The organism is Moorena sp. SIO4G3 (assembly GCF_010692305.1).
Lineage (GTDB): Bacteria > Cyanobacteriota > Cyanobacteriia > Cyanobacteriales > Coleofasciculaceae > Moorena > Moorena producens_A.
Genome location: NZ_JAAHIG010000717.1, coordinates 1 through 1593, shown reverse-complemented (window position 1 = coordinate 1593; position 1593 = coordinate 1). Strand labels below are relative to the sequence as shown.

At 33.8% G+C, this 1593-nt stretch carries 1 protein-coding gene; it reads left to right on the top strand.

The genetic code is table 11. The annotated features are described in order from the left end of the window. Positions 1-212: 212 nt before the first annotated feature. On the top strand, positions 213-1346 hold the full coding sequence (locus F6J99_RS44875) for an ISAs1 family transposase (protein WP_293123870.1): 1134 nt from the start codon (positions 213-215) through the stop codon (positions 1344-1346). Positions 1347-1593: the final 247 nt, after the last annotated feature.

Genomic DNA, 1593 nt, shown 5'->3' with positions numbered 1-1593 from the left:
CAGGGCAAACGCATCTAAATTTTTTTGACAAATCACTCTTTATATGCAGATCTGCTCTATTGGCATTCCCCGTGGCCTAGAATGGTAACGAGCTTATTATTTACAATAATTCAATTTCCTTAATACTAGTTAACAGTTAGACCATAAAATTAAGATTTAAATTAGGTCTTTATGAAGGAAAATCAAAGCATTATTTTTATAAATACTCAGCAATGAAACTCAGACCAAAAACTACGATTTATGAGCATTTTAGTGATTTAAAAGATCCCAGAGTTGACCGAACCAAACTACATAAATTAATTGATATTATTACAATTACTATCTGTGCGGTGATTAGTGGTGCCGACACCTGGGTTGACATAGAACTCTACGGTAAAACCAAATATAAATGGTTAAAAAAGTTTTTAGAATTACCTAATGGAATTCCATCTCACGACACAATTGCCAGAGTTTTTGCGAAACTTGAAACCGAACAATTACAGCAGTGTTTTTTGAAGTGGGTTCAATCAATTAGTCAGGTCACTTTTGGAGAAATAGTAGCGATTGACGGGAAAACTTTACGTCATTCCTATGACAAAAGTTCTGACAAAGCAGCTATTCATATGGTTAGTGCATGGGCAACAGCGAATCGCCTGGTTTTAGGGCAAGTAAAAGTAGATGAAAAATCCAATGAAATAACAGCTATTCCCAAACTTATAAAAGTTTTAGAACTATCGGGTTGCATCATAACTATTGATGCTATGGGCTGTCAAAAAGAAATTGTCAAGCAAATTGTAGCCAAAGAGGCCGACTATTTAATTACCTTAAAAAAGAATCAAGCTTATCTTTATGAACGAGTCGAAAAAATCGTCAATACATTACCATTATCTAGATTAAAAAACCTCACGATCAGTCAGTATTTGCAGTCAGAAACTGGACATAATCGTGAAGAACACAGATATTACCAAATGCTTAGTAATGTTAAAGAAGCAATTGATCCAAACGGGGAATGGGAAAAACTCAACTCAATAGGTTGGGTAGATTATTGGCGAAAAGAAAAAGATGGAAAAACAAGTTTTGAACGAAGATATTATATTAGTAGTCTGCCCAATAATGCTGAACTTTTAGCAAAAGCTATTCGCCAACATTGGTGTATAGAGAATCAACTCCATTGGGTACTTGATGTTCAATTTTTAGAAGATGATTCACGAATCAGGAAAGATAATGCACCAGAAAATTTAGCCATTATTAGACAAATAGCTCTAAATTTATTAAAACAAGAAAGTACCGAAAAAACGGGAATTAAAACTAAACGAAAAAAAGCCGGATGGGATAACGATTATCTCCTCAAAGTTTTAGGTTTTTAAGTTTTATTTTATCAGTAGAATTAATGGCGTTGGGCAATTTCCCATGGGTTTAGACTAAATGGTCTAGCTTGATATTATACTGGCAATATATATTAATTATTTAAAACAATACTCACCCTTTATATAAGCGACACAAATATTATACCAGTTTTATCTGTTCCCGTCAAATTTTAAGGTCAGCTAAAATTTTCGGGTCATTCAAACGCTTTTCAGAGCTAGTTTCTGCCGATTAGATGCGTTTGCCCTG